Origin of the sequence: Pseudomonas gingeri, assembly GCF_013385635.1 — a bacterium.
Classification (GTDB): domain Bacteria; phylum Pseudomonadota; class Gammaproteobacteria; order Pseudomonadales; family Pseudomonadaceae; genus Aquipseudomonas; species Aquipseudomonas gingeri_A.
In genome coordinates, this window is sequence record NZ_JACAPR010000016.1 from 115200 (window position 1) to 136228 (window position 21029).

General features: G+C 63.3%; 16 protein-coding genes. 8 read left to right on the forward strand and 8 right to left on the reverse strand.

All coding sequences use genetic code 11. From position 1 onward, the window contains the following. Position 1: 1 nt before the first annotated feature. Both HX851_RS44660 and HX851_RS44665 read right to left on the reverse strand, forming a co-directional pair. On the reverse strand, positions 2-349 hold the full coding sequence (locus tag HX851_RS44660; RefSeq protein WP_177056314.1) for a hypothetical protein: 348 nt from the start codon (positions 347-349) through the stop codon (positions 2-4). A gap of 128 nt (positions 350-477) precedes the next feature. Further along, complete coding sequence (locus HX851_RS44665; protein ID WP_177056315.1) at positions 478-1791, reverse strand: MFS transporter; 1314 nt, start codon at positions 1789-1791, stop codon at positions 478-480. A 329-nt stretch (positions 1792-2120) separates the two neighbouring features. On the opposite strand from HX851_RS44665, the gene HX851_RS44670 reads away from it, so the two are divergent. The 5 genes from HX851_RS44670 to HX851_RS44690 all read left to right on the forward strand — a co-directional run bounded on the left by HX851_RS44670 (position 2121) and on the right by HX851_RS44690 (position 10054). Continuing rightward, complete coding sequence (locus tag HX851_RS44670) at positions 2121-3539, forward strand: short-chain fatty acid transporter (RefSeq protein WP_017123760.1); 1419 nt, start codon at positions 2121-2123, stop codon at positions 3537-3539. 185 nt (positions 3540-3724) lie between these two features. Beyond that, a complete protein-coding gene (locus tag HX851_RS44675; protein WP_177056316.1) occupies positions 3725-5425 on the forward strand; it encodes an acid phosphatase in 1701 nt (566 codons plus the stop codon). Positions 5426-5680: 255 nt separating this feature from the next. Beyond that, on the forward strand, positions 5681-7378 hold the full coding sequence (locus HX851_RS44680) for a molecular chaperone HscC (RefSeq protein WP_177056317.1): 1698 nt from the start codon (positions 5681-5683) through the stop codon (positions 7376-7378). A gap of 12 nt (positions 7379-7390) precedes the next feature. Beyond that, a complete protein-coding gene (locus HX851_RS44685; RefSeq protein ID WP_177066013.1) occupies positions 7391-8773 on the forward strand; it encodes a J domain-containing protein in 1383 nt (460 codons plus the stop codon). Between the two features lie 105 nt (positions 8774-8878). Further along, positions 8879-10054 carry a hypothetical protein gene (locus HX851_RS44690; protein WP_177066014.1) on the forward strand — a complete coding sequence of 392 codons (1176 nt, stop codon included), beginning with the start codon at positions 8879-8881 and terminating at the stop codon, positions 10052-10054. A 112-nt stretch (positions 10055-10166) separates the two neighbouring features. Here HX851_RS44690 and can read toward each other — a convergent pair whose 3' ends face one another. The 3 genes from can to HX851_RS44705 all read right to left on the reverse strand — a co-directional run bounded on the left by can (position 10167) and on the right by HX851_RS44705 (position 12128). Then, on the reverse strand, positions 10167-10811 hold the full coding sequence (can, locus tag HX851_RS44695) for a carbonate dehydratase (protein WP_177056320.1): 645 nt from the start codon (positions 10809-10811) through the stop codon (positions 10167-10169). A 92-nt stretch (positions 10812-10903) separates the two neighbouring features. After that, on the reverse strand, positions 10904-11356 hold the full coding sequence (gene rimI / locus HX851_RS44700) for a ribosomal protein S18-alanine N-acetyltransferase (protein ID WP_017123767.1): 453 nt from the start codon (positions 11354-11356) through the stop codon (positions 10904-10906). Then, a complete protein-coding gene (locus HX851_RS44705) occupies positions 11349-12128 on the reverse strand; it encodes an energy transducer TonB (protein WP_177056322.1) in 780 nt (259 codons plus the stop codon). The genes rimI and HX851_RS44705 overlap by 8 nt, the downstream gene beginning before the upstream one ends. A 168-nt stretch (positions 12129-12296) precedes the next feature. Here HX851_RS44705 and mksB point away from each other — a divergent pair, with 168 nt between their 5' ends. Genes mksB through mksF form a run of 3 tightly spaced genes read left to right on the forward strand, consistent with a single transcriptional unit; the run spans position 12297 to position 17117 of the window. Then, the gene (mksB, locus tag HX851_RS44710; RefSeq protein WP_017123769.1) at positions 12297-13577 is read left to right on the forward strand and encodes an Mks condensin complex protein MksB; all 1281 of its coding nucleotides are present in this window, start codon (positions 12297-12299) and stop codon (positions 13575-13577) included. Further along, a complete protein-coding gene (gene mksE / locus HX851_RS44715; protein WP_177056323.1) occupies positions 13567-14280 on the forward strand; it encodes an Mks condensin complex protein MksE in 714 nt (237 codons plus the stop codon). The genes mksB and mksE overlap by 11 nt, the downstream gene beginning before the upstream one ends. Further along, a complete protein-coding gene (gene mksF, locus HX851_RS44720; RefSeq protein WP_177066015.1) occupies positions 14277-17117 on the forward strand; it encodes an Mks condensin complex protein MksF in 2841 nt (946 codons plus the stop codon). Before mksE ends, mksF begins: the two co-directional genes overlap by 4 nt. A gap of 118 nt (positions 17118-17235) precedes the next feature. Here mksF and HX851_RS44725 read toward each other — a convergent pair whose 3' ends face one another. From HX851_RS44725 to HX851_RS44735, 3 genes are read right to left on the reverse strand one after another with little or no spacing between them, the layout of a single operon-like run. Continuing rightward, positions 17236-19539, reverse strand: coding sequence for a PqiB family protein (locus HX851_RS44725; protein WP_177056325.1), 2304 nt, complete (start codon positions 19537-19539; stop codon positions 17236-17238). Then, the gene (locus HX851_RS44730; protein ID WP_177056326.1) at positions 19532-20155 is read right to left on the reverse strand and encodes a paraquat-inducible protein A; all 624 of its coding nucleotides are present in this window, start codon (positions 20153-20155) and stop codon (positions 19532-19534) included. The genes HX851_RS44725 and HX851_RS44730 overlap by 8 nt, the downstream gene beginning before the upstream one ends. Continuing rightward, the gene (locus tag HX851_RS44735; protein WP_177056327.1) at positions 20142-20801 is read right to left on the reverse strand and encodes a paraquat-inducible protein A; all 660 of its coding nucleotides are present in this window, start codon (positions 20799-20801) and stop codon (positions 20142-20144) included. Before HX851_RS44735 ends, HX851_RS44730 begins: the two co-directional genes overlap by 14 nt. Positions 20802-21029: the final 228 nt, after the last annotated feature.

Genomic DNA, 21029 nt, shown 5'->3' on the forward strand with positions numbered 1-21029 from the left:
CTCAGAACACCCACACCGGCAAATGCTCCTTGAGTGGCAGTTCATCGATACTGCCGCTGAACCGCGCGCCTTCGGCCTGCTGTTTGCCTGTGGCTTGCCGCTTATGGAGGACCGTGCGAAACACCGCATTCTTCAAGGACGAGGATTGCAGGACGAACTCTGCCCGGACAATGGGACTGACACAGTGCGGCACTGGCGTGTGCGGACAAGGATGCAAGGCCTTGGAACGTAATGCGCCGGCCACGGGTAACACCTGCAGGGGCAATAGCCCGTCGGTGGATCCGGCCAGCGGGATCACCCAGGAACTGCCGAGGGCGATGCCCACGGCCAGAAGTACACGAAAATCCATTTCGAAATGCCTCTTGCGGGAAAATGCCTGAACCGACGCTGCCACTCCGTGCGTTGTCCTGTCCAGAATGTCAGAACCTTTACCTCCTCGAAAAAACCGGAATCCACCGGATGACCTTCAATTCCCGGTCAGTGTCCGATGCAGGGCTGCGAATCCGCACTCATTGCGATCCGTCCACCAAAAAACAGCGCCGTCAGCACCCCGACCGAGCCCATCACCAGGCAGTATCCCACGCAGACCCAGGGGCTCCAGGGCATCAGGCCGATCAGCAGCAGCGGCGTGGTACTCGCCCAGAGAGCGTAGGCAATATTGTAGGTAAACGAAATGCCGGACACGCGGATCCGGCTCGGGAACAACCCGACCATCACCGACGGCACCGCGCCCACCACGCCACAGGCCAGTCCGGCCAGGGCATAGGCCAGGTTGATCCAGTTGCCGCCCGTGATCAGGCAGGCATACAGCAGGGCCACGCCCACCGGCAGCAGCAGACTGTAGAACAGCACCGCGCGCCAGGCGCCGATACGGTCCACCAACAGGCCGGCGAGTACACAACCGATATTCAGGAACACGATGCCCAGGCTGCTCAGGGCAAAGGTATGGCTGGCGCTCATGCCGAAGCTTTTCTGCATGACGGTCGGGGTAATCACCACCAGCACCACTACCGCCGAGGTCAGCACGCAGGTCAGCAACATCGCCGGGAAAATCGAGCTGCGATGATCGCGCAGCACCGCCCGCAAAGGCAGTTCGCCGCCGGCCTCACGCCGGGCCTGCAAGGCCATGAAGACCGGCGTCTCACTGAGCCAGCGCCGCAACCAGACCCCGATCACCCCGAACACACCACCGAGCAGGAAGGGAAAGCGCCAGGCGAAATCGAGAATCTCCGCCGGGCTGTAGACCCGCGCCAGCCAGGTGGCCGTCAGCGCGCCCAGCAGGTAACCGAACGTCAATCCCGCCTGCAAGACACCGAGGGCATAACCACGATGTCCCGGTGGCGCATGCTCGGCCACGAAGACCCAGGCGCTCGGCACTTCGCCGCCCACCGCCGCGCCTTGCAGCACCCGCAGGCCCAGCAGCAGCAGCGGTGCCCAGTAACCGATCTGGGCGTAGGTCGGCATCACCCCGATCAACAGGCAGGGCAGGGCCATCATCAGGATGCTCAGGCTGAACACGCGCTTGCGCCCCAGGCGGTCGGCAAAGTGCGCCATCAGGATGCCGCCCAGCGGCCGGGCCAGGTAGCCGGTGACGAAGATTCCGAAACTTTGCAGCAGCCGCAGCCACTCGGGCATTTCCGGCGGGAAGAACAACTGGCTGAGGGTCAGGGCGAAAAACACGAAGATGATGAAATCGTAGATTTCCAGGGCACCGCCCAGCGCCGCCAGGCCCAGGGTCTTGTAGTCGGACCGGGAAAAGCGGCGATTTCGCGGGTAAGAATCAACAGTCATAAAAGGACTCTGGATACCGTATTCGGGAGCAGCAGCATCGGCTGTTCAAAACTGTACAAAAAACACTCAAGCCAGCCCGGCATTCCCCGGCTGGCGACCGGCAAAGGTTAGTGCAGTTGCCTGCGAGCACAACCGCAACCCCGTCCACGGGTCACTTTTTAGCAGAAAACTGCGCATCCGGTTCCGTTTTTCGACAACTGAAAGCCACCGGTATTGAAACCTGTAACGCTTTGCAGCAAGCGCCAATTACCGCATTCTTGCGCAGTTCCCGATCGCCTCAGCCTGGGGCGACCGACCTCCTGACAACCATAAGAAAACGAGGTACTGCCGTGGCCGCTGTCATTGATGAAAGCCGCTATGCCCGCTTTGCCCTGCGCTGCTCGAACTGGGCCGAGCGCTGGTTTCCCGACTCCTGGGTGTTCGCCGCGCTGGCGGTGATCATCGTTGCCCTCGGCACCCTGGCCATGGGCGCCAAGCCGACCGATGCCGCCATGGCATTCGGCGACGGTTTCTGGAGCCTGATCCCGTTCACCATGCAGATGGCCTTCGTGGTCATCGGCGGGTATGTGGTCGCCAGTTCGCCGCCCGCGGTGAAACTGATCGACCGCCTGGCGCGGATCCCGAAAAACGGTCGCTCCGCCGTGGCCTGGGTGGCGCTGATTTCCATGGTCGCCTCGCTGCTGAACTGGGGCCTGTCGCTGGTGTTCGGCGGCCTGCTGGTGCGCGCCCTCGCCCGCCGTACCGACCTGCGCATGGACTACCGCGCCGCCGGCGCCGCCGCCTATCTCGGCCTGGGCGCGGTGTGGGCCCTGGGCCTGTCGTCGTCCGCCGCGCAGTTGCAGGCCAACCCGGCCAGCCTGCCGCCGTCGATCCTGTCGATCACCGGGGTGATCCCTTTCACCCAGACCATTTTCCTCTGGCAGTCCGGGGCCCTGTTGCTGGCGTTGATCGTGGTTTCGTTGGCTGTCGCCTACGCCACCGCACCCGGCCCGAATTCGGCCCGCGATGCCAAGGCCTGCGGTGTCGATCCGAGCTTCAACCTGCCGCCGCTGAGCCCGCGTACACGTCCTGGCGAATGGCTCGAACACAGCCCGCTGCTGACCATCCTGCTGGCCTTGCTGGCCGCCGGCTGGCTGTTCCATGAGTTTTCGACCAAGCCGGCGATCAGCGCCATCTCGGGCCTGAATACCTACAACTTCCTGTTCCTGATGGTCGGCGCCCTGTTGCACTGGCGGCCGCGCAGCTTCCTCGACGCAGTATCACGGGCGGTGCCGACCACCACCGGAGTGCTGATCCAGTTCCCGCTGTACGGTTCGATTGCGGCGCTGATGACCACGGTCAAGGGCGCCGACGCCCAGACCCTGGCCCATCACATCTCGACCTTCTTCACCCAGATCGCTTCCCACGATACCTACGCCCTGCTGATGGGCGTGTACTCGGCGGTACTCGGCTTCTTCATCCCGTCCGGCGGCGGCAAGTGGATCATCGAGGCGCCGTATGTGATGCAGGTCGCCAACGAACTGAAGTACCACCTGGGCTGGGCGGTACAGATCTACAACGCTGCCGAAGCCCTGCCGAACCTGATCAACCCGTTCTACATGCTGCCGCTGCTGGGTGTGCTGGGACTGAAGGCGCGGGACCTGATCGGTTTCTCGTTCGTGCAGTTGCTGGTGCATGCGCCGCTGGTGCTGTTCCTGCTCTGGGCGCTGGGCACGACCCTGGCCTATAGCGGGCCGGTGATGCCTTAACCCGGAGTCTCTTTCCAGGGGCAGATCGTCTGGCAAAGCAAAATGCCACGACTGCCCTCTCCCCACGACAATCGGCATACTGGCCGGCTAGGTACAGGGCGACCATCGCCGTTCTGTCACATTGCGTTGCTAGCGTGCGATGCGAAATATTTTGTTACGTCTAACCCAGCCAGCAGGAACCCAGGATGAGTGACGAGAAAGACCTCGAACAGTCGCAGACCGGCGCCGCCGATACCCCCACCGATACCAGCCGCCGCCGTTTTCTCGGCGGTGTCGCCGTGCTGGGTGTGGGCGCCACCCTGAGTGCCTGCGGCTCGACGAGTGATCCGGGCAAGCAGCCGCCAGCCGAGGAGTTGTCGGGTGCGGCACTGGACAAGGCGTTGCAGGACCAGGTGAAGACCGTGGTGGTGATCTATGCCGAGAACCGCAGCTTCAACAACCTGTTCGGCGACTTTCCGGGTGTCGAGAAGCCTCTTTCGTCCCTCAAGCCCGCGGACTATCAACAGTACGACCGCGACGGCAGCCTGCTGCAGACCTTGCCGCCGGCCTGGGGCGGTGTGGTCCAGGTCGGGCCGCAAAGCCTCGATGGCGTGACCTATCCGGTGGAAACCCAGTACCAGGAAAACCTGCCAAACGCCCCTTATGCCCTCAAGGGGCCGAACGGTGAAGACTTGCCTCTGGGCGTGGTCACGCGCGACCTGTGGCATGTGTTCTACCAGAACCAGATGCAGATCAACGGCGGCAAGAACGACCGTTTCGTCGCCTGGGCCGACTCCGGTGGCCTGACCATGGGCTACTACGCCCAGACCCGTTATTCGTTGCGCCTGTGGGACGTGGCGAAGGAGTTCGTGCTCTGCGACAACTTCTTCCAGGGCGCCTTTGGCGGTTCGTTCCTCAACCACCAGTACCTGATCAGCGCCAAGGTGCCGTTCTATCCAGACGCCGCCAATTCGGTAGCCAAGCCGCAGATCGCCAAGGTCCAGAGCAACGATCCGACCGATACCCGCCTGGTGCCGCTGGACAAATCCCCGGCCAGCGCCATGAGCGGCCCGCCACAGTTCGGTCCGAGCGCACTGACGCCCGATGGTTATGCGGTCAACACCATGGCCCCGCCGTACTGGCCGACCTGGATCCGCGACCCCGAGCGCCCGGACTACGCCAAGCCGGACCTGCCGACCGTGCTGGTGCCCCAGGTTCACGACCATATCGGCGACAAGCTGTCGAAGAAGAGCATCGACTGGGCCTGGTACGCCGGCGCCTGGCAAGTGACCCTGGAACAGTTCAAGGACTCGGGTGGCATTCCGAAGATCCCGAACTTCCAGTATCACCACCAGCCGTTCAACTACTTCGCCCACCAGGGCCCGGAAAACCCGAGCGAACGTGCCAAGCGCCTGCGCGATGGCGGCCTGGGCGACGAGACCGCTACCAACAAATTCCTCGCCGACGCCGCAGCCGGAAAACTGCCGGCGGTGACCTTCTACAAACCCCAGGGCAACCTGAACATGCACGCCGGCTATGCCGACGTGGCGGCCGGTGACCGGCATATCGTGCGGGCCCTGAAAGTGCTGCGCGAAAGCCCGCAATGGAAAAACATGGTGGTGGTGGTCACGGTCGACGAGAACGGCGGCTGGTGGGACCACGTGGCACCGCCGCAAGGCGACCGCTGGGGCCCGGGTACGCGGATTCCGGCCTTGGTGGTCTCGCCGTTCGCCCGCAAGGGCACGGTCGACCACACCGTCTATGACACCGCTTCGATCCTGCGCCTGATCACCCGGGTCTTCCAACTGGAAAAACTCGATGGCATCAAGGAACGGGACGATGCGATGACTGCCCGTGGCCAGAAGCCGATGGGCGACCTGACCAACGCACTGCGCTTCACCGCCTGACGCCCTGATCGTTCCCACGCTCCGCGTGGGAACGCCTCTCTGGACGATCTGCGTCCGCTCTTGTGACGCAGAGCGTCACGGGCTGCATGCCCACGCGGAGCGTGGGAACGATCAAACATCAATAGCCGTTCTCATCTCGTCGTAAATAATGGCCTTGAGCCACTATCTCCTTTACCCCCTGCTCACTCCGGTAATATCCTGACTGGATATTATTCTGTTTCCGTTTTTTACCGACCGTAAAGGGAGTTCGCCGCAATGATCGTAGGGATTGACCTGGGGACCACCAACAGCCTCGTCGCCGTCTGGCGCGGGGAAGCCAGTGAGTTGGTACCCAATGCCCTCGGCCAGTTCCTGACGCCGAGCGTGGTCGGTCTCGATGATGAAGGCCGGGTGCTGGTCGGTCAGGCGGCGAAGGAGCGGTTGCACACCCACGCGCGCACCACGACCGCGCTGTTCAAGCGCCATATGGGCAGTGCCCAGGAAGTCCGCCTGGGTGACCGCCTGTTCCGCCCGGAAGAGCTTTCCGCGCTGGTGCTCAAGAGCCTCAAGGAAGACGTCGAACGCGCCTACGGCGAGACCGTGCATGAAGCGGTGATCAGCGTTCCTGCCTACTTCAGCGACGCCCAGCGCAAGGCCACGCGAATCGCCGGCGAACTGGCCGGGCTGAAAGTCGAAAAACTGATCAACGAACCCACCGCCGCCGCCCTCGCCTATGGCCTGCACCAACGGGACAAGGAAACCTCGTTCCTGGTCTTCGACCTAGGCGGCGGGACCTTCGACGTGTCGATCCTCGAACTGTTCGACGGTGTCATGGAAGTCCGCGCCAGCGCTGGTGACAACTTTCTCGGCGGCGAGGATTTCGACGCGGCCCTGCTCGAACGCTTTGTCGACAGCCAGCGCGGGGCCGCGGACTTCCCCGAACGGGCCAGCGTGATCCAGCCCCTGCGCCGCGAAGCCGAACGTGTGCGCAAGGCCCTGGGCCAGGACGCCAGCGCCGAGTTCACGTTACGGGTGGACGGTCGGCAGTGGAGCCATACCTTCACCCAGCCGCAGCTGGCCGATCTCTACGCACCACTGCTGGAACGCCTGCGCGGGCCTATCGAACGAGCTCTGCGCGATGCGCGGATCCGTGTCAGCGACCTCGATGAAATCCTCCTGGTCGGCGGTACCACGCGCATGCCGCTGGTGCGCAAGCTGGCGGCCGGGCTGTTCGGGCGCTTCCCGTCCATCAGCCTCAACCCCGATGAAGTGGTGGCCCATGGCGCGGCGATCCAGGCCGCGCTCAAGGCCCGTTCGGCAGCCCTGGAAGAGGTGGTGCTGACCGATGTCTGCTCCTACACCCTGGGCATCGAGACATCCCAGCAATACGGCCAGCAGATCGAAAGCGGGCACTACCTGCCGATCATCGAGCGCAACAGCATTGTCCCGGTCAGCCGGGTCAAGAGCGTGTACACCCTGCACGACAACCAGGAAGTGGTGAAGCTGAAGATCTACCAGGGCGAAAGCCGCCTGGTGCGCGACAACGTGTTCCTTGGCGAACTGGAAATGCCGGTACCCAAGCGCAAGGCCGGCGACGTCGCCCTGGATGTGCGCTTCACCTACGACAACAACGGCCTGCTCGAAGCCCAGGTCAGTGTCCCGCTGACCGGCGAACAGCATTCGCTGATCATCGAGAACAACCCCGGGGTGCTCACGCCGGAAGAAATCCAGCAGCGCCTGCAAGCCCTGGCCCTGCTCAAGGTGCACCCACGCGACCAGCAGGTGAACACCGTGCTGACCGCCCGCCTGGAGCGGCTCTACCAGGAAAGCCTGGGCGAATTGCGCGAACGTATCGGCCAGTGGGCCGGGCACTTCCAGCAGGTACTCGACAGCCAGGACGAACGACGGATTCGCGAAGCCCGCAGTGAGCTGAGCGAACACCTGGACCGACTCGACAGCGGCATCTGGCATTAAGGGGGTTGCGACATGGATTGTTGGTCGATATTGCAACTGCCCGAAGACGCCGATCAGCGCAGCATCAAGCGCAGCTATGCGCGGCTGCTGAAAAGCACCCGGCCGGATGACGACGCCGAGGGTTTCCAGCGCTTGCGCGAGGCCTATGAGGACGCGTTGGAAATTGCCCGCTGGCGCGATGACGACGAAGACATTGCCGAGGTGTCGGTGGTGGCGCCCGTCACCGTCGCCGAAGAGTCGCGGCACCACAGCCCGCACACCGAGGCCGTGCAGCAGACGGAATGGCTGACGCCCGCGCAGGCGGCGAGACAGTTGCAGGAATACCGACAGGTGCTGCTGGCTCATCTGCAAGCCGCGCAGGAGCGCGAATTCGTCAATCAACTCAAGCTCTACAGCGAGCAGTCCTGGCTGAAGGTCTTCGACCACCGGCAGGAGTGGCAACAGATCCTCCTGCAACTGCTCCACGAAACCCGCTGGAGTCTGCCGCTGTTCGAACGGGTCTGCCAATTGTTCGGCTGGGATGAACGCACGGGTGTCACCCCGGAACCGGCCTGGGTCTGGCGCGCGCTGATCCAGCGCTGCGAGCAGGAAGGTTTTTATCAACAGCTCCTGGCCAAGGCACAGAACCCGCAACCCTGGAATGCCAGCCAACTGGCCGCGCACCTGCTGTTGATGCCCCTGACCCGCGCCCAGCAAATGGCGCTGTACCAACGTTTCGACGCCGCGGAATGGCAAGCGTGCGAGCAACTGGCCGAAACCCTCGCCTACCAGTACCCGGCGCTGCTCGAACGGCTGCCCGATCCCGACGTGTTCTTCTGGCGTGAGTTCACCCCGCGCCCCATTGCGGGCAATAGCTGGAGCTGGCTGTGGGCGGCCTCGGCATTGGCCCTGCTCCTGCATTTCCTGCCCCTGCTGGCACGGAAAGTCCTCCACGGTGAGTCGATCTGGGTCACGCTGATGCTGGCCGGGACCTGGGCGCTGATCCCGGTCTGGGTTGGACGCTTCCTGATGCCACGCTGGTTGACCCTGAGCTCGAGGTTCATCGTCCGGGATGTGCAATTGAGCCAGCGCCTGCTGCCCCGGCGGATCAACCCGAACGGTTACTGGCTGGTGCTGCGCCACGGCGTGCCGCAGGCGGTTCTGGCCCTGTGCTTCTGGACCGCCTTGGGCGCCCTGGGCCTGGGGACCTTTGTCGGTGTCGGTCTGATCGGCCTGTTCGATCACTCACGGCGTGGCGCCGAACGGCCGGCATCGGCTTGGCAGCGGCCCTTGCAGTCTGTCCTGCACTGGACCCGGTGGAGCCCGGCGCAACTGGGGTTTTTCCTGATCATGCTGGGTATCACCGTGACCTGCATCTTCAGCTACCCCGGCTTCCCGCTGACACGTCCGAGCTAGTCCCAGGCGGGCAACGGGGTCGCCGGCAAAAGAGGCATCCAGAACAAATCTGTACCAGTATGTACCTACCCCCACCATGGGGCTCACGCTGAAAAGGATCTGAGCATGTCGAAACTCGCAGTACTGTCGTCCACCCTCGCCGCCCTGACCCTGGGCATGGCCAGCGCCCACGCCGATGTCGACCTGAAGCTGGGCAGCACCGAACGGGTCACCCAACTGTTCGCCTACCCCAACAACTGCAACGTGATCTGCTATCGCAACTGGACACTGGAGCAGACCGCCGAGCACTACCTGAACCAGAGCGTGCAACGCGACGGCTACAAGGACGCCAAGGTGACGGTGAAGACCGACAACGGCCAGTTGTACGCCCACTTCAGCGGCGTTCCGGACGGCTACGACAAACCGCTGGCGGCCCTGCTGGATGCCGGCGACCTGGCCTACAAGGGCGCCTCGAAACTCAATGCCGATGGCAAGTGGGAATACAGCTGGTACCTGTTCCTGCCGCTGGGCATGGCCCTGGACAATCGCAAGAGCGTCGAACTGCTGCATTTCCCGCCGGATTACTCGCTGACCCAGGCCCAGGACTACCTGGAGTCGAAAACCACCGACCGCTGGGCCGAGTTGCTGACCGACAACGGCATCCCTGCCGAGCAGACGCCGGCCTACCAGACCATCGTCGACATCGCGCCGATTGCCGCGCCGTCCAACGCCGGCAGTACCCTGGAAGGGGTCTACGGTTATTTCACCGACTACCAGACCACCATGGTCAAGGAAGTCAGCGTGACCGCCAAGGGTACCGCGCTACCGATGGTGGCCTTCGGTGCGCCGGTGCGTAACTGGATCAAGCAGCAGTATGGGGCCACGGTGGCCGTGCTCGGCCTGGCCGAGATCAGCCCGAGCGCGGGCGTGAAGGTGCCGGTACTGGGTTCCAACCACCCGAGCTATATCTGGTATGCGGCGGATCCGGCAAGCTACGGCGGCGACCAGGCCAAGGCCGATGCGGCCGGCCTGAAGGTCATGGGCCAGGACTTGAGCGCTGCCTGCTGGCAGGCGGGAATGGGCCAGAAGCCGAGCAGCGATCCATCGGCCCAGCTCAAGAGCTGTACCGACAACTGGCAAGTGACCAACACGGAAAAAACCTGTGAACTGTTCTATGTCTCGGTGCGCAACCTGAGCGAAGCCGACGCCGCGAAGAAATGCGCGACGCCGCCGATCAAGACCGAGCTCAAGCAACTGCGGGCACCGGCGCCAACGCCGACGGCCGCAGTGCCGCATATCTGACCAGAGCAACACACCGACCTGTAGGAGCCGGCTTGCCGGCGATGGGATCGACGCGGTGTTCTGTCAGACCGCGTCGCCTGCATCGCCGGCAAGCCGGCTCCTACACGTGGGTCTAGAGCGAGTCGACAGGCCGCAGGCGATACTGTGGTGGCAACTGCTCGATCCCGCTGATCGTGGTATCCAGGCTCTTCCAGCGTCCATCCTTGATGCCATAGATGCAACCATGGACCGACAGGCTCTGCCCGCGATGCCAGGCGTTCTGGACAATGGTGGTATGACCGACGTTGGCCACCTGCTGGATAACGTTCAACTCGCACAGGCGGTCGACCCGTTCTTCCTCGGTCGGCAACTGCGCAAGCACTTCGCGGTTTTCGTAATAAAGATCGCGGATCGAGCGCAGCCAGCCGTCGATCAGGCCGAACTGGCGATCCTGCATCGACGCACGCACACCGCCACAACCGTAGTGGCCGGTGACCAGGATATGCTTGACCTTGAGCACGTCCACCGCGTACTGGATCACCGACAGGCAATTGAGGTCGGTGTGCAGCACCACGTTGGCCACGTTGCGGTGGACAAACAGATCGCCCGGCAACATGCCGACGATTTCGTTGGCCGGCACCCGCGCATCGGAACAGCCGATCCAGAGGAACTCCGGGGTCTGTTGGCGTGCCAGCTTGGCGAAGAACTCCGGGTCCTCTTCCTTGATCGCAGCGGCCCAGCGCTCGTTGTTATCAATCAGGTCTTGTAGTTCGTTCATGCTGTAAGGCCTCGATAATGGTGCACAGCTGTGACAACCGACCGTCGGTCGGGGTCACGCCCACAATCACGACAAATGCCATTGGACCGGGCTCAGTCGACCAGGGTGGCGGCCATCACCAGCGCATCCTCGCGCCCACCGACCGCCGGGTAGTAGTCGCGACGACGTCCGACTTCGTTGAAACCGTAGCGCTCGTACAGACGATACGCCGTCTGGTTGCTGTCGCGAACTTCCAGGAAGCATTCCCGGGCGCCCATGTCATAGGCCTGTTTCATCAGCTCTTCGAGCAGTCGCAGGCCGAGGCCACGCCCCTGGCTTTCCGGCTTGACGGTGATATTGAGCAGATGCGCTTCGTCGATGATCACCTGGATCACCCCGTGTCCTACCTGCTGGCTGCCTTCGAACATCAGCCAGACTTTGTAGGACTTCAGCGCATCGGTGAAGATCCCGCGGGTCCAGGGATGGCTGAACGCCGCATATTCGACCTTCAGGATCGCCTCCAGATCAGCCTCGGTGGCCAGGCGAAAACTTATTGCATCACTCATCGACGCTTTTCCAACGCGCCATCAGCCGACGCATGGCTTGCCAGACATCAGCCTTACGCTGTGGCTCTTCCATTAATAATTCCAGGCCGGGCAGCGCCCAGACCGAACCCAGGCCTTCGACCTGGAGTTCGCGGTTATACGATTCGGCATTGGCTTCCCCGGCAAAACGCACCGCCGGCAGGCCGATCAGCCACAGGCAGGCGCACTCGCCTTCTTCCAGACGCGCCTGGACAAAACCCTGGACGAATTCGCGGGCGCGGTCCGGGCCCTGGTCGAGGTTGCCGCGCGCCAGCAACGGCCAGCGCACCGGCTCGCCGATGATCTGCGGCGCATCGGGCAGACCGGCGGCACGCAACATGTCCTTGAGCAACAGATAGGACGGATCGCGACTCTGGAACGCCTGGCCGGTCACCAGTTCCACCAGCAGCAGGCAGCGTCCGGACCGCAGCAATTGCAGGGAGAAACGCGGTGGCGGGACCTGGGCCACCTTGACCGGTGCCGGCACCTCTTCGGCAGCAACTGCCGGCTGGCTTTGCGCACGGTTGACCGGCGAAGGCCGCGGCACTTCGATTTTCGGCCGTTCGGCCGGCTTGGCCACGGGTTCGGCGACGCTGTGCACCTGCGGCGCCGCCGGCGGCGTCTCGACCAACGGCTCCGGCTCGACAAACAGCTCCGGGCGCGACGGCGCGGCAAACGGCAGTTCGGTGCGGGGCAGCCAGTGGACCACCTGCATGGCAGTCAGATAAGCGCGGCGGCGGGACTCGATAAGCAAAGGTCGGCCATCTGTGGATAAGTTGAAGACGGGGATTCTACCGTTCTTCGACGAAGATCGCCCGCTGTTGATCGCAACAACCGCCGCCCTCTGATCACCTGGGGATAAATCAGGCGCGTCATGCAGTACAATCGCTCCTTTTAATTTGCCAACCAGCCGGCCTCTCCCATGATCGAACCCAAGCGCGTCTTGCGCGCCCTCGCCGAGCACTGGGCCCTTCTGGAGCCCCTGTGCGAACACTTCGACCAAGGCACCCTGAGCCTCGGTGAGCTACGTCAACAACTGGCCGCCCAGCAACTGGACAGCACGCCCCAGGACATCACCAGCCTGCTGGACGTGTGGATTCGCCTCGATATCCTGGTGCCGGTGGCGAAAAGCCCGAACCGTTTCGAGCTGAACGCGCAGATCCATGATTTCCTGGCCTACCTGCGTCGCGAGCATCGCCTGGGCCTGTGCCTGGAAATCGAAGCCTACCTGCGCCACCTCGAACGCCTGGCCGGGTATATCCAGGATGCCTTCGATATCCGCGACGGCAACGACCTGGCCCGCCAGTTGCGCCTGCTCGACATGCGCGTGCGCGATGTCTTGAAGAAACTCGCCAACGACGAGCAGGCCCTGGTGGCCGTCGCCGAGCGGGCCAAGACCAGCGACCGGCAGATCCCGCTGCGCCAGCGCTATGCCGAAGTCCTGGCGACCTGGGACGAGTACGTCGAACCGATGATCCAACTGGTGAATGCCGACGGCGCCTTCGAACAGGGCGTGCGCAAGGTCGAGAACGTCCTGCTGCGCATGCTCAGCGAACAACAGCGTCTTGGCCACCTGGTGGACGACGACATGCTGCTGCGCACCCACGCACGGATCCTGGAGATGCAGACCAGCGCCCAGTTGACCCTGCGTCATGCCCGCGAACTGTTGCTGCCGTTGCGTGAAGAAGCGCGCCGACACAATGCCGTGACCCGTGGCGCGGCCCTGGCGCTGTCGGTGATCCGCCGCAAGGGCCTGGACGCCGTGCCGCAGGCGGCCATGCCGATGTTCACCCGCCCGCAGAGCACCTTTCTCGGCAGCTCCGGACAGGTCGAGGCCTATGTCTACGCCCTCGCCCGCTTCGAAGCCAAGCCGTCGCGCTTCCCCAAGGCACACAAGTCGTCCAAGGGCGGCGAGTCGCCACGGGCACCGCGTACGGTCAAGGAAATGCTCGAACGCTGCACCGATGCCCTGCCGATGCCGGACCTGATGAGCTGGCTGCTGGAACAGGAGCCGGACGGCGCCACCGACGAATTGCTGTACTGGTTCTCGCGCCTGTCGCGGGAAAAGCGTTTCCAGCGCGAACGTCTCGAACGCCGCGACTACTACACACAGGAGCACCAGGTCAGCCTGCGCTCCTTCGCCCTGCTCTCGCGTGTCGAAGAGACCGCCGAGAATTCCGCGAGCACACCTCATGCATCTTGATCTTTCCGAACTGTCCCAGCTGGCGCCGATCTTTCGCGAGCTGTTCAAGGGTTACCACGTCAGCCGCCGCGATCCGGAGCTGTATGCCCAGTTGTCGAACTTCCAGGACCAGTACCGCACGCTGTTCAAGGCCCTGGGCTTCGAGCTGGTCTGCGATACCCGTGGTTTCTACTACTTCGTCCCGGACAATGCCGCCGCGCAGGTGAACAAGACCGCCCAGCGCCTGGCCCTGTTCACCTTTATCCTGGTGGAGCATCTGGCCGACCAGGGGCGCGACCCGATCGCCGTGCTCGATGGCGGCAGCCTCGGCCGTGACGAACTGCCGTCGCTGCTCGACAAGTACCGCGACCTGTTCGTCCAGGCCGAAGTCACCACCCAGGACGAGCTGGAAGAAAAGATCATGCGCCGCATGACCCAGCTCGGTTTCGCCGGTGAAGAGCCCGGCCTGTACCGCTTCCTGCCGCCGATGCACCGGTTCCTCGATGTCTGCCTGTCGGTCCAGCAGGACCGCGACATGGCCGCCAGCCTGCACAGCGTGCTGCCGTTGCCGACCCCGGTACTGGTGGACGACGACAGTGACGAGAAACTGCTGGAAACCGATGACCCGCTGGACCTCAGCGAATTCGTCGAGCCGCAGGAAGAAAGTGAAGAGGATGCGCTGGCCCGTGCCATCGCCGCCGAGCAACAGGAGATGGACGCATGAGCCAGGAACGCTACGGTATCCGCCGCTTCGCCCTGCTGAACACGGCCGGCTACAGCCTCGGGCTGTTCCCGCTGGAACACCCGCTGTCGGTCTACGGGGCGAACAACCTCGGCAAGTCGGCCTCGATCAACGCCCTGCAGTTCCCGATCCTGGCGCGCATGTCGGACATGAGCTTCGGCAAGTACAGCCTGGAACAGTCGCGCCGCTTCTACTTCGCCAGCGACACCAGCTATATCCTCGTGGAAGTCGCCCTGCCCCACGGCCCGCATGTCATCGGCGTGGTCGGACGCGGGCCGGGCGGCGGCTTCGGGCACCAGTTCTTCGCCTATGCCGGACAACTGGACCTGGCCCACTACCAGAAAGACGACACCTGCCTGCGCCAGAAAGAGCTGTTCAACAACCTTGAGCGCAATGGCCTGAAAGCCTACGAACTCAAGCCCGATGAACTGCGCCGCCTGCTGGTTGGCGGACACACGTCGATCCCGCTGGACCTGACCCTGATCCCGCTGCGCTCCACCAGCGAGCAGAGCCTGAAGACCTTCCGCGCGCTGTTCATCAACCTGCTGCACATGCGCGAGATCACCGCGGCCAAGCTCAAGCAACTGTTCCTCGATGCCTTCGAGCACAGCCTGCGCTCCGGCAGCGTCGACTATATCGCCGCCTGCGAAGAGGCATTCCGCGATGTGCGGCGCATGGAGCAGGACTACAACTCGCTGGTCGCCGCCGGTCCGCTGGTCGAGGCCCTGGCCGCGGGGGTGCGCTCGCGCGATGTGTTGCGCGGCAAGCTGCACCGGATCTCACCGTTGCTGGATTCGCTGCTGGGCACCTGGTCGGACTACGCCAGTGCGCGCAAGGAAGAATTGCTGATCCAGTCCGAGCATTACCGCAACGAGCAGGACGCCCTGCAGAACGACCAGCGTGGCAGCACCCAGGAGTTGATGCGCCTGGAGCGGGAAATCAGCGGTATCCAGCGCTGGCTCGGCGAGTTGTCGGTACTCAAGCATCGCTTTGCCCTGGTCGACGACGTGAAGGTCCTGGAACAGCAACTGCTGGCCGCCAAGGACGCCCACGACGAGCTGGCCGGCGCCCTGGCCCAGTCCCGGCAGTTCAGCGCCGAAGATCTGGAGGAGCGCCTGCGCGACCTGGAAAAACGCCTGAAGTCGGTCAAGCAACAGCTCGACCACGCGGACAACAACAGCTACGCACGCCTGCGCGAAGAGTTCTCGCAGCAGGATGTCGAGCGCCTGATGCGGCTGTTCAACAGCGCCCTGTTCAGCCTGCCGCTGGGCGAACATGGGATTGCGCTGGATGAGGAAGGCGAGTGGGTCAAGTCGATGGAACTGATCCTCGACGGTTTCAAGGGCGAGCGTTTCGAAGTACCGGGCCTGTCCATCGACCTGTCGCATATCGAGCCACCGGCGCTCCAGGCCCTGGCGGATCGCGCGGCCCTGCGCGACCAGAAGGAGCGCCTGGACAAGGAACTCAAGCAACTGAAGACCCAGCAGGCCGTGGCGGCCGACCGGGCGGCGAGCAAGACCCAGACCGAAGCGCTGTACCAGCAGGTCCTGGATGCGCAGAAAGCCCTGGAAGACTTCCGCCGCGCAGAAACCCTCGGTGCCGAGGAAGGCGACAAGCTGGAACAACTGGCCCAGATGGAAGCTGCCCAGGACGAACTGAAGCGCTCCAGCGACGCCTTTACCGAGCGTGTCCAGCAACTCTCGGCCAAGCTGCAACTGGTCGGCCGGCAGATCGGCGACATGGAGGCCAAGCAACGCACCCTCGACGATGCCCTGCGCCGTCGCCAGTTGCTGCCGGCGGACCTGCCGTTCGGTACGCCGTTCATGGATCCCGTCGATGATTCCATGGACAACCTGCTGCCACTGCTCAACGACTATCAGGACAGCTGGCAGGGCCTGCAGCGGGTCGACGGACAGATTGAGGCGCTATATGCCCAGGTCCGCCTCAAGGGCGTGGCCAAGTTCGACAGCGAGGACGATGTCGAACGGCGCCTGCAACTGCTGATCAACGCCTACGACCACCGCACAGACGAAGCCCTGACCCTGGGCAAGGCACGTCGCGCGGCGGTGACCGATATCGCCCGGACCCTGCGCAATATCCGCAGCGACTATGACAGCCTCGAACACCAGTTGGCGTTGTTCAACCGCGAGATCAACAAACGCCAGGTTTCCAACCTGCAGAGCTTCCGTATCGTCCTGGCTCCGAACAAGGAAGCGCTCAAGCATATCGACCAGATCATCCACAGCGCCGGCCAGTACGAAGAAGGCGAGACGCTGTCGGTGTTCGACCTGAGCCAGAGCGCCGAGCAGGACAACAAGAACGAAGAGGCCAAGGAATACCTGGCACGGCTGGTGGCGGCCAACCACAACCAACTGGGCCTGAAGGACCTGTTCGAGCTGGCGTTCGAGATCACCAAGGTGCATGGCCAGCCGGTGATCCACACCGATATCGACGGGGCCGCCTCCAACGGCACCACGATGACCATCAAGGCGCTGACCAACATGTACCTGTTGCTGCACCTGATGGATCGCGACCAGGCCGGGCGCGTACGCCTGCCGTACTACCTCGACGAGGCGGCGGATATCGACGAGAAGAACCAGGCGGCGCTGCTGGAAACCAGCCTGCAACTGGGCTTCGTGCCGATCCTGGCGAGTGTCAAGCCACAGGTCTCGGCCCATGTGGCCATCGACCTGGAAGGCGGCAGCGGGCCGAACGGGATCTATATCGACGAGGCGGACTGGAAGTACATCCGTCGCCACGATCAGGTCAGGTCGACGCTGCAGAGCGAAGCTTCGGAACCGGAACTGGACGAGGTCTGATTCCGCAGGCTTTCGTCTCTGCTGTGGGAGCGGGCTTGCCCGCGAAGAACGATGACGCGGTTTGCCAGATAGCACCGCGTTGCCTGCTTCGCGGGCAAGCCCGCTCCCACAGGCGGGGTTATTTGCCCAGGGAGATCTTCGGCGCCCAGGTCAGCCACTCGTCCTCGAACTTGTCGAACAACGCGAAGGTCTGCTGCGGTCGCGCCGCGCTGCCCATCCGCTCGCCGTCCGGCGTGGCAAAGGCGATCCCGCCCTGGATCAGCGTCTCCAGCGATTCGGTACGCACCGTCACCCCCTTGAACAAGCCGAAATCGGCACCGAACCCGCTGGTGTTCCAGAATCGGCTACCCGTGCGCACCAGCGGCGCATAACGCGGCTCGATCAGGATATGGATCAGCACCCGATCCGCCGTGGCGCCCAGCTCGTAGCCCGTAACCTTGCCCACGGTCACCTCGCGGTAGGTCACCGGTACGCCTTCCTTCAGCGAACCGCGACGGGCGGCACTCAGGGTCAGGCTCAGGCCGTCTTGCGCTGCCACGGCTTCCGGCGCCTGCTTCAGCGCGACGAAGTCCTTCTGCGGGCCCTGCTTTTTGCTCGCCGGCTGCACTTCGATGTATTGCCCGCTTACCAGGGTTTCCAGATTGGCGGTCTTGATCAGGCCCAGCTCCGGCTTGACCACCCAGAACTGGCTACCGACCCGGGCGATCTTGTCCGGCACTTCGGTAATCCGCGCCGACAGCAGCACCGATTGCAGATCGTCACTCAGGTCGACGCTTTCGATCTTGCCCACATCCAGCCCCTTGAAGCGGACCGGTGTACCACTGCGCAGGCCGTCGGCACGATCCACGCGGATGGTGATCAGGGTGCCTTGCTGCTGGGCATCGTCGTGATTGGCGAACAGACGGAAACGCGGGATGCGCCTCTTCAGCGGCGCCTTCTCCTGCGGGGTCTCGAAGGCAATACCACCGGCGATCAGGGTCTGCAGCGATTCGCTTTTCACCTGGATGCCACCGGTCAGGCCACCGGTCAGGGTGATGCCACTGACGTTCCAGAAGCGGGTCGAGGCGTTGACCAGGCCCTCGTATTCCTTCTCGATGTGCACACCGACGACCACCTGCTTGCGGTCACGGGAGAACTGGTAGCTCTGCACCGAACCGACCTTGACCTGCTTGTAGAGGATAGGACTGCCGACCTCCAGTGAACTGAGATTGTCGGTGAACAGCACCAGGTGCAGTCCCGGGGAACGCAGGTCCAGCGGCGGCGCCTTGGCCCGGGCCTCGAACTCGCGCTGAGGATGGCTGCCCTTGTCGCCGGGGCGAATGGCGATGTAGTTACCCTTGACCAGGGCCTCCAGGCCGGTGATGCCTGCCAGGGAGATCGACGGCTTGACCACCCAGAACTGGGTGCCATCCACCAGATAGTCCTCGGCCAGTGGGTCGAGGGTCAGCTCGGCGTTGGCGCTGGTCAGGTCGGGATCGATCTTCAGGGTTTTCAGGCTACCGACCTGGATCCCCTTGTACATGACCGGCGTGCGTCCGGCCTGCAGGCCTTCGAAGTCGCTGAGCTTCACCTTCACGCGGATCCCGGCCTGGGCGGCGTCGAAGTCTTCGTAGAGACGGAACGGCAGGCTCGGATCGGTAGGCGGGCTGTCCTTGCGGTTCTCCGGCGTGGCGAAGGCGATACCACCGGCAACGATACTGGCCAGCGATTCGCTACGCACCTTCACGCCGGACAGGTTGGCATCGATACTGATGCCGCTGGCATTCCAGAAGCGCGTGTGTTTGCGCACCAGGTTGGCGTAGGCCGGCTCGATGAAGACCTTGAGCTCGACCATGTTCTGGTCCGGGGACAGCGCAAAGCTCTTGATCTGGCCGACCTGGATCTGTTTGTAGAACACCGGGCTGCCGCGATTCAACGAACCCAGCCGTTCGGCCTTGATGGTGATGTGCAGGCCCGGCTTGAGGTCCGACAGCGGCGGCTCCTGGGACAGCGCCTTGAACTTGCGCGCGGGCTCGCCATCACCGGGGCTGACGGCAATATAGTTGCCGGAGACCAGGGTTTCCAGGCCGGTGATACCGGCCAGGGTGACACTCGGCTTGACCAGCCAGAAGCGCGTGTTGGTACGCAAGGACGATTCGACGTCCTTGTTCATCTCGACGGTGGCGACCACGCCCTTGGTACTGCCTTCGGTGTCCAGGGCCAGCGCCTTGACCTTGCCGATCGGCATGCCCTTGTAGACGATTTCGGTCTTGTTGGCCTGGATACCCTCGCCGCTCTCGAAACGGACCTGGATTTCGATGCCGGTCTGGTTATAGGCACGCCAGCCCAGCCAGCCGCCAATGATCAGGGCGATCAGCGGCAGGACCCAGATGGCCGACCAGTTCGAGGCCGGGCGGGTTTTGGCTTTTGGCAAATCACTCATGGTCGTCGTCCGACTCCGTGTTGTCCCAAATCAGTCGGGGATCAAAAGTTACTGCAGCAAGCATCGTCAACACCACCACACTGGCAAAGGCCACCGCGCCGAGATTGGCCTCGACGCTGGCAATTCTTCCGAAGTTCACGACCGCCACCAGGATGGCGATCACGAAGATATCCAACATTGACCAACGGCCAATGAACTCGATGAAACGATACATGATGATCCGCTGCCGGGCAGACAGCGGCTGGTGGCGCTGCACCGAGAACAATAGCAGGGCAATGCCCACCAGTTTGAACGTCGGTACCAGAATACTGGCGACAAACACCACGGCGGCAATCGGATACATGCCGTGCTGCACCAGGGTGATGACGCCGGACATGATAGTGTCGGGGTCGCCCTTGCCCAGGGAACTGACGGTCATGATCGGCAAGACGTTGGCCGGGATGTAGAGAATGGCCGAGGTCAGCAGCAGTGCCCAGGTGCGCATCAGGCTGTTCGGCCGGCGCGGGTGTACCAGCGCGCCGCAACGGGTGCAGACCTGCTCCTCGGCGTCCGGCTCGTGGCGGTTCAGCTCATGGCATTCCGTGCAGATCAGGATGCCCGCATCAATCGCCCGCATGTTCATCTTCTCCCGATAACGCCTGCCAGATCTGGTGAGGTGACATCGCCACCTCCAGCAGTACCTGGACCAACAACAGACTGACAAAACAGGCCAGGCCCAGGCCCAGGCTCAACTCCGCGAGATCCGCCAACTTGACGATGGCGACCAGCACGCCCATGAGATAGACCTCGAGCATGCCCCAATCACGCAGATGGTGATAAATGCGATACAGCAACAGGCCATAGCTGCGCCCGATATCCCAGCGGATGCTCAGCAGCACCACCAGTTGGCACAGCAACTTGAGCAGTGGGATACCCATGCTGCACAGGAACACTACGGCAGCGATGCCGGTCATGCCGGTGTTGTGCAGGCCCAGCACGCCGCTCCACACCGTGTCCTCGGAAGAGCGTCCCAGTAGATTGAGTTGCATGATCGGCAGAAAGTTCGCGGGGACGTATAGCAACAGGGCTGCGATCACCAGGGCCAGACTGCGCTCGACGACATTGTGACGGTGAGCGTACAGCTCATAACCACAGCGCGGGCACTGGGCTTTTTCCCCCAGGCCGAGCTGGGGCTTGCGCATCAGCAGGTCACACTCGTGACAAGCCACCAGTTCGTCCAGGGGCAGTTCCGACACAGGGGGAGTGTCAACCGGATCCGGCATAAATAGAGGCTCAGGCTCTGTAAAAGATTGAGCCTATTCTAGTGGTCCGGCCCAAAAATAACTGTGCAAATTTGTCGGGGACCTTGCCTGGCTCGGTGGGAGCCGGCAAGCCGGCGATACGATCGTTCCCACGCTCCGCGTGGGAATGCCTCCTGGACGCTCTGCGTCCGCTTCTGTGACGCGGAGCGTCACGGGCTGCATTGCCCACGCGGAGCGTGGGAACGATCA